The following is a 7,461-nucleotide window of genomic DNA, read 5'->3' as shown; positions in this document are numbered from 1 at the left end:
ATGTCTTGAAATAACGTAGCATTTTTGCTACATTTATATTTTTGACGCTGTGACGAATTATCCTGCCAAAAATAAAAAAATAATCAAAAAATATGCGGTTTTATGCCTATAAGGAGAATCATGGAAGTTTTAGATAACAAATTTTTTAAAGTCGGGAATGTTATGCTGAGAATCCGAGCAGACTAAGCACAGTCAGGTCGTTAGGAGGTGGAGCTATGGCCAAAAATGAACGACCGGTGTCCTGGCTGTGGAAAGTGATGCTGGTAGCTGGGCTCGGAACGGTGGCGGTTTGGGCCATTAAGAGGCATCGCGTGTCCCTCAGGGAGGGAGGGAGAAACGTGGCTGCCTGGGCTTCGGACAAGACTGAAAAGGCTACCGGGATGCTCCGAGAAAAATGGCAGGCGGTCAAGAGCACTGCTCAAAAAGAGTTTGCTGCTCATCCTACAGTCCAATCAGCATCTGACCTTATAAACAAGGCGGGTCAGGCCATCACTAGAAGCGACGAAATGGTAACGGAGTATGCCCGGGAACTGAAACCGGGGTTGCGCATCACTCCCATGACCTACCGGCGCATCAAGCGGAAGCCCCTGCAGAGAAAGGATTGAGATGGTTAGACGCAGACTTAGACAGAAAAAAAGCGTTAACCGGTCACGGCGATAGGCGAAACAACGCACGAGCGCCGGACGGTTAACATTTTTGGGCAGACAAGGCTTGAAGGCAACTCACATTTCTAAGGCCACGTTCATTTCTAAGGGCCCTTCGTTGCCCGCAAAATTGATGACCAGGGTTTCTACCTGGCTGATAAGGGCGAGCAGGTTCTTGCCGGTAATCAAGGTGGGGGGCGTGACATTGAATTTTACGCCCAGCCCTTCCAGCTTGGCCGCGGAGTTACCTGCTATCATATTGGCCAGTTCGCATAGGGCGCTTTTTGATATGAGGTCCAGTTTTTCCACCGGGACTCCCGCCATCATGGCTGAGGCAATGTTATGGGCGGTGGCTTCCGGCATAGAGAACACGATATTTCCCTTAACCTCTCCTGTGAGCCCGATGATGATGTTGACCTCATTTTCAGTTTGAAGGTATGTCTTCTTGCCTAATCCAGTACGGACAATGCTTGTCATTCCCAGCATAGCTACGACATCGAGGAGTCCCTGAATGAAGGGGTTGATATACCTCACATCCATCCTACCTTTTCCCCTCCTCTACCGCTACGTTTATCTTGATGGGCCCTGCTTCAGTCTGCATCAAAACGGAGTAGGAGCTGAGTCTGACGTTGAACATGCTAAAGCGGTCTCCCACGAACACGCTGGGAGGGGTCAACCGGATGTTCAGGCCTGGGTAAGCGTCGTTAACGGCGGTGACGGCGTTGCCGCACACCACATTGCCTATCTCTGCAGCGGACAGGAGGACTTCTTCTTCGGTTGGAGAGGCGTATTCCTCGCCCGTCAGGATACTGGCTAATCTCAACGCTGCTGTGGGCGGCATGTCCAGGAAAAAGCGGCCGCGCCAGCCGCCAGTAAAGCCGACGATCACCGCAAACCCTTGTGACCCAAACTCTTCTCCTTCGTCAACTGGTTCTCCTTTTGTTACGACAATTCCCAACATATCCTTGAAAACACTGGCCACGGCTTTGATAAAGGGCACGATGTAGGTTGTGGAGCTCACCTCATCACCTCAACCTTCCGCTAAAACTTTCAGAATCTTGCCGATAATTTCGTCGGGTTTAAAAGGCTTGGTACAGAAATCAGTAATACCCAGGCTCTGGGCTTCAGCCACGATATCTTTATCGCCCATGGCGCTCAGCATTATTATTTTTTGGGAAGGGTTGAGTTTCTTGATGGCGGCTGCGGCTTCTAGCCCGTCCATTATGGGCATGGTAACGTCCATGGTGATGACATCCGGCTTGGCCTGGGCGTAGGCGGCCACGGCATCGCGCCCGTTGCCAGCCTCGGCAACAATAATGAACCCTTCGGGCTCGAGCGCTTTTTTGAGCATCTTCCTGGTTACCGGCGAATCGTCCACTGCCATTACCTTAATCGGACTCCCGTCCGGTTTTATCCCTCTCGTAAGAACCACCTTCCTTCCTACCTTCGAGCCACAGATGAACACAGATGTTCCACAGATTTACACCGATATTATTGAGACGCAGACCTTTATGACTCTCATCTGAGTCACCACTAGAGAATGAAAATGCGACTGTGGAGGAGTGTTAGCCGGGCGAAGCGACGTATGACGAGCTCCGGCACTCAACTAAACGACAATTTGGTTAAACAAAGGTTACTGAGACTTCCGTTGAGTGCCGGACAACACACGGCGAAACTGAGGGCTGCGAAGCGGAGCGAGAAACAGGAGGTTTCGGCTAGCCGTGGACTGAGTTCCGGCACTCAGGATGAGTCTAGCTCGGGAGCCCTTTATGCAAGCAGCGATTTTCCCGAGCATTGCATTCCCTGAGTGCCGGACGAATCCCGAGCGGTCCGCTTCGCACCGAAGAGAGCCGATGTGTTGCAGGCGAGGAGTCTTGGAGCGAGCTGGCTAACACTCCTCCCGCCAATCGATTTTCGGGGCAGATTTACGCAGACAATTAATAAAAACAATGATTTACCGATCCTTGATCTTGCTGGAAAGGCTTCCTCGGTCGTCCAGTATTCGCCTTGATATAGTGCTAATAACGAGCAGACCATACAAGGCTAAAACTCTGTGGTCGACCCTTTTCGCGGTGAAATCACATACGACTATGGTTTTTAGAAAATCTGCGTTAATCTGCGTCTAACAAATCTGTGTACATCGGTAGTCATCTGTGTATATCTGTGGCTTTTTAAACCACTCCTGCGGCTTTGACGATTTCCTCGGGTATGTCCCATATGGGGACCACGATTTCGGCTCCGCCACGCTTGATGGCTTCTCCAGGCATTCCGAACACGATGGCACTCTCTTCCGATTCGGCGATAGTCAGGCCTCCGCCCTGCCTGATTTTGACCATAGCGTCAGCCCCGTCGTCACCCATACCGGTCATGAGCACTCCTATGGTCCTCGGCCCGAAAACCTTCAACACTGCCTCCATCATGACTCCCACTGAAGGCATAAAATGGTGAGGTGGCTGGGATGGCAGCCGGATGACCGCTTCTCCCAGCGAATTTTTCACCAGGCTGAGATGCCGTCCTCCTCGTCCCACATAAACCACACCTGGCCGTACCTTCATGCCAGCCTCGGCTTCCACCACCTCCAACTGGCAGTGTTCGTTCAGCCTTTTGACGTAAGCCGAAGTGAAGTTAGGCGGCATGTGCTGGACCAGGAACACAGCCGCGTTGAGGTTGGCCGGTAATGAGGGCAAGACCTCATAAATCATCTTGGGGCCCCCGGTCGATATACCCATGGCCACTGCCTTCATGTCCCCGCTTGCAGTATCTCCCGTTTTCTTGACAACCTGCCTGCCACGGGAGCGACGGGCCCTTGACAGGCGGGCGGTGATCTTTCTCTTTTTCAATCCGGCGGCTGCTTTAATCTTGGTAACTAGCTCATCGGCCACTGTTTCGAGGTTGGATGACACAGTACCGCCCGGCTTAGCCACGAAATCAAACGCACCCAGTTCCAAGGCTTCAAACGTGGTCACTGCTCCTTCTTGGGTGAGGGAAGAAACCATTATGACAGGGCAGATGTCTTCATTCACTATATACTGAAGGGCAGTGATGCCGTCCTGTTTGGGCATGTTTACGTCCATAGTGACAACATCCGGGCGGTACTCCCGGGCTTTGGCTACGGCATCCTCTCCGTCCCGGGCTGCAGCCACGACTTCAACCTCCGGATCCCGTTCCAGGATTTGCCGGAGAGTTTTGCGCATAAGGGCCGAATCGTCGACAATCAGTACACGTACCACGTTACTCGTTTCCACCCTGCTTCTTGAGTTTCACTGGGGTCGTCTTTTTGGCCGGCTGGGACTGGCTGAGGTCGGCCAGCTTCTGCCACTCTTTCTCTACCAGGATGTTTTCCAGGTTCAAAAGCATAATCATCCTGTTCTCCAGGTTGGCCAAGCCTTCCATAAAGCGGGCTGCCTGGTTCCCTTGAATGATGTCGGGAGCCTCTTCCAGGTTCTTCTTAGGAACCCGCAAAACCTCAAGGACCTCGTCCACGATGATTCCTATCTTTTTGTTGTTTATATCGCTGACTATGATGCGGGTGAACTCGTTGTACTCTTTTTCCTCCATCTCAAACCGCTTGCGCAGGTCGATGAGCGGGATGACATCTCCTCTCAGGTTTACGACCCCTTCGACGAATTTGGGTGCCCGCGGCACTTTAGTGATCTTAGACAGACGGTTGATCTCCTGTACCTGGGTGATGCGTACCCCGTACTGCTCGCCTGCCAGCTTGAACACTACCATCTGTTCTTCGTCCATCCCGTCTAGAAAAGCCGGGGCTTCTTCGATGGATTCTGCATCGGCCGTTTCTACGGTGGATATCCCGCGGATTTCCTCCCTGGTCAGGATGTCGAAAGGATCAATGAGCATGATGATGCGCTTCCCGTCATCTAGCCTGACTATGCCCTTCAACTGATCCCGCCCCTCGGTGGTCAAGGCTTGAGGCGGCGGGTAGATAGTGTCTTTGGGGACGCGGGTAACTTCGTAGACCTTGTCCACGACTAATCCGACCTGCATGTTGTCCACATCGACGACTACCACCCTGGTGGTGTCGCCAACTTCATCACTGCTGGTTTCGAGCTTGACCCGCATGTCGACGATAGGCAACAGGCGGTCGCGCAAGGAGATCACTCCTTTGATGTAGGCCGGAACGTTAGGGACCTTCACGATCTCCGGGTAGCGGATGATCTCCCGAACCTGTTCTATTTCAAGGGCAAACTCTTCTTTTCCTAGCCCAAAAGTAACTAACTGGACTTCTTCCAGCTTCTTGTCCTGCTCCTGCTTGAAACCGGCTTCGCTCCTGGTTAACCGGGCGGCAGCGGTATCCTGTCCCTCGCCGCTTTCCAGTTGACAGAAGCGCACGGCATCCAGGATCATGACCAGTTTTTTTCCATCGTTAATCTTGACCATTCCAGAGATAGCACTGGTCTCGATACCCGATACCATGGCGGGGGCCGGCTCTATTTGGTTACTCTCAACCCGGAGGACCTCGGATACTCCGTCAACGCTCAACCCGATTTTCCTGCCTTTCACATCTACTACTATTACCCGGCTGGCGGCGTCGCGTTCGCGAGGAGGCAGGTTGAACTTAACCCGGGTGTCGATAACCGGAAGGATATTGCCCCGCAGGTTAGTTACCCCTTCTACATAGGGCGGGGCCTGCGGAATAACCGTTATGTTAGGCGTGCGGATGATCTCCTGCACGTTCATAATATTGATTCCGAAGCTTTCCCGCTCGAGATCGAAGGTGACCAACTGCATCTCATCCTGAACTAAGGCGTTTGCCTGTTGGTCAGTCACTTATTATCCCCCCTTTGGCTTTAATGTTTTCACAATAAACGTTCATTGACCTGCCTGTAGTTCATCAGCGATAGACGCTATTTCCTCAATGGAGTTGGCAAGCTCTGCTACCGCTCGGGCCTGTTCGTCAGCGGTGCGAGAAGCGGCTTGTATTTCAGCAAACCCTGCGGTTGTCATCTCGGTCAAAGCCTCAACCAGTTTTTCGGCTTTCTCAACCGCGTTGCGGATATCAGTGACGGCTTTAGCTACCTGGGCGCGCTGGTGCGTAATCTGGGCCAGTGATTCTTCGACCGCGTCATTTTTCTTGGCAGCTACCCCTATAGCTTCGTCTGCTTGCCGGGATACGCTTTCGGACTGACCCAGGTCAGCGACAACTTTGCTCATCTGCTTCTGCAGGTCTCTTACTAGGTCCTTGATCTTATCGGCATTTTCCGCCGACTCGGTAGCGAGGTTACGGATATCACCGGCAACTACAGAAAATCCACGACCGTGCTCTCCTGCAGTTGCGGCCTCTACGAACCCGTTGACAGCCAGCATGTTGGTCTGGATAGAAACGTTTTCGATGGTATCCACAATCTTTTCAATACGCCGGATTTTTTCCTCGAGGGTCTCAATGGAGCTGTTGGTTCCCTGATACGAGTCAATACATTCGCGCAGATTCCTCCACACAGCACGAGCTGCCTGACGGCTGTCGGTCAATATCTGCTGCAATTCCCCTAAGGTTTGACTGGCCTGGGTTATGCACTCGTTCATTTTGGCTAGGAGTTCCTGGCTGGTGCGGACCAAGGTTACAACCTTCTGGACATCCTTTTCGGATAGGCTGGCGGCGTTTGTCATCTGGCTAAGAGAGCTCACGATCTCACTGGCGGAGCTGCTTATTTCTTCTATATTAGCGGAGAGCTGTTCCGAAGTGGCAGCCACTTCCTCGGCTGATTTGTTTACGTTCGTAGATGTCTTAAGTTCATCCGCCATCTCCGCCAGTTCGTGGGTAGCCTGGTTGACCTCGGCCAGTGCCTTGCTCTGTTCGGTCACCGCTTTCGTGGACTCTTCACACCCTACCCTAATCTGGTCTGTATTGGCGGCGATGGATTCGCAGACAGAACGGACTTCCTGGGCCGTGCGGTCCATCTGGCCTGAAAAATCCAAAAACCTTGCCAGTATTTCCCCGTAGAGCTGAAACCGCTGTGCTACCCCCTGGAACCCCTGGTTATTATGCTCGGTGCGCTGTTGCATATCCTGGAAGCTTTCTACTACCTGGTTTATATCTTTAACTACCTGATCCACGCCACTACGAATTTCCTCCACTACTCCGCGGATATCCCGGGCTGCGCTTTCAGAAATCTCGGCCAGGTTGCGTACTTCATCTGCTACTACCGCAAATCCACGCCCGTGTTCTCCAGCGCGGGCTGCTTCAATAGCGGCGTTCAAGGCCAGGAGGTTGGTCTGGTCTGCGATCATGACCACAGTCTGCACGATGTCTCCGATCTGCCGGGACTGTTCTTCCAGCTCGGCAATGCGCTTGCCGGACTGGGCGTTTTTCTCTGCTGCTTCTACCAGGTGAGCTCGCATGTTTTCCATGGCGGCCACCGACTCGCGCATGGTGCCGAGACCTTCCTGGGTTATCTTATAGAGGATATCGAAAGTCTCTACGACCTGCTGCGCCGCATCACTTTCGTCCTGAGCAGTCTGTTTTACGGACTCAGACATCTCCGCTACTTGCTGCATGCGTACCGCCAAGTCAGTCATCATCCGGGCGAATTCCTGGGCTGATGCGGTTGCCTCCTCTACTCCTGCCAGCAGTTGTTCGGAAGCGGTGGCGATTCTCTCGGCCATAGCCTGCTGCTTGGCCAGGGTGCGGGCCCGGGCCTTTTCTTGAGCCATCCTGCGGGCCTGTTCCCGCTTCTTGGATATATCTTCTTCGTCGGTCTTCAGGGTCAATCCGGTTTTGGCACCGGGCGGTGTTTCCAATCTTCTAGCCATTCGACTCCCTCCTCAATTCTAAAAAATAACCACGCTTACCGAGAGCTTT

At 52.9% G+C, this 7,461-nt stretch carries 7 protein-coding genes; 1 reads left to right on the top strand and 6 read right to left on the bottom strand.

Features of this window, described 5'->3' with window-relative positions:
* The first annotated feature begins 215 nt into the window (after positions 1-215).
* Entirely contained in the window at positions 216-605 is a 390-nt protein-coding gene (locus tag HPY90_RS10830) for a hypothetical protein (RefSeq protein ID WP_287194417.1), read from the top strand.
* Positions 606-722: 117 nt separating this feature from the next.
* Here HPY90_RS10830 and HPY90_RS10825 read toward each other — a convergent pair whose 3' ends face one another.
* The 6 genes from HPY90_RS10825 to HPY90_RS10800 all read right to left on the bottom strand — a co-directional run bounded on the left by HPY90_RS10825 (position 723) and on the right by HPY90_RS10800 (position 7,412).
* Positions 723-1,184, bottom strand: a complete 462-nt coding sequence (locus HPY90_RS10825; RefSeq protein ID WP_287194415.1) for a chemotaxis protein CheX — start codon at positions 1,182-1,184, stop codon at positions 723-725.
* Position 1,185: 1 nt separating this feature from the next.
* On the bottom strand, positions 1,186-1,665 hold the full coding sequence (locus tag HPY90_RS10820) for a chemotaxis protein CheX (RefSeq protein WP_287194413.1): 480 nt from the start codon (positions 1,663-1,665) through the stop codon (positions 1,186-1,188).
* A 9-nt stretch (positions 1,666-1,674) separates the two neighbouring features.
* Positions 1,675-2,028: a response regulator gene (locus HPY90_RS10815; RefSeq protein WP_287194418.1), complete on the bottom strand. Its 354-nt coding sequence runs from the start codon at positions 2,026-2,028 to the stop codon at positions 1,675-1,677.
* Between the two features lie 787 nt (positions 2,029-2,815).
* Positions 2,816-3,889, bottom strand: coding sequence for a protein-glutamate methylesterase/protein-glutamine glutaminase (locus HPY90_RS10810; protein WP_287194411.1), 1,074 nt, complete (start codon positions 3,887-3,889; stop codon positions 2,816-2,818).
* Positions 3,876-5,432 (bottom strand): chemotaxis protein CheW, encoded by a 1,557-nt coding sequence (locus HPY90_RS10805; RefSeq protein ID WP_287194409.1) that lies wholly within the window; start codon positions 5,430-5,432, stop codon positions 3,876-3,878. The genes HPY90_RS10810 and HPY90_RS10805 overlap by 14 nt, the downstream gene beginning before the upstream one ends.
* Positions 5,433-5,474: 42 nt before the next feature.
* On the bottom strand, positions 5,475-7,412 hold the full coding sequence (locus HPY90_RS10800) for a methyl-accepting chemotaxis protein (protein ID WP_287194407.1): 1,938 nt from the start codon (positions 7,410-7,412) through the stop codon (positions 5,475-5,477).
* Positions 7,413-7,461 lie beyond the last annotated feature (49 nt).

It is taken from the genome of Syntrophothermus sp., assembly GCF_013314835.1.
In the GTDB taxonomy this organism is placed as follows: domain Bacteria; phylum Bacillota; class Syntrophomonadia; order Syntrophomonadales; family Syntrophothermaceae; genus Syntrophothermus; species Syntrophothermus lipocalidus.
The sequence above is the reverse complement of the archived record's forward strand: the minus strand, read 5'-3'. Positions and strand labels throughout refer to the sequence as shown.